This is a genomic window from Roseburia faecis, from assembly GCF_001406815.1.
GTDB classification, from domain to species: Bacteria; Bacillota; Clostridia; order Lachnospirales; family Lachnospiraceae; genus Roseburia; species Roseburia faecis.
This window is the reverse complement of the sequence record NZ_CVRR01000080.1, coordinates 1-510: the sequence shown is the minus strand read 5'-3', so window position 1 is coordinate 510 and position 510 is coordinate 1. Positions and strand designations below refer to the sequence as shown.

The window sequence follows — 510 nt, the reverse complement described above, 5'->3', positions numbered from 1 at the left end:
CGGTCTTAAGCAGACAAAGGATATTTCCTTATAATCTTCTGGAACATTCTCTGTTCCGTCCAGATGATAGAACTCATAGTAAGCTCTGTTTTTGTCTTTTACTTCTCTGTAGTAGTTTTTGTGGTAAAGTTCTCCGTACTGCATTCGGTTTTTAAGTTGTTCCTTTCGGGCAGTGCGAAGAATCTCTGCCAGTGTATCTCCAAAATCAACAATCCTTACCTTTTTTCGTTTGGTTGGTCCGATGATATTCTTGTGCCTTGAACCATCATATCGGATACTGCGTCTGATTGTAAGGCACTGTTCTTCAAGATTCACATCATGCCATGCCAGACCACAGGCTTCACCGATACGAAGTCCTGCATAATAAGCTATCTGGATTGGAAGTATATTGGAGAATATGTATGACGCATAAAAAACTGATATGTAATTTACGTTAGCATTTTGAGTTGCCTAAATTCGAAAGTTAGGAAAATCTTAATAATTTCTCAGGCAATCCATTGTGAATTTAGA

At 38.2% G+C, this 510-nt stretch carries 1 pseudogene; it reads right to left on the bottom strand.

The features are described from left to right. Positions 1-387 (bottom strand): annotated as a pseudogene (locus M72_RS14915) (tyrosine-type recombinase/integrase); the annotation flags it as partial. Between the last annotated feature and the right edge of the window lie 123 nt (positions 388-510).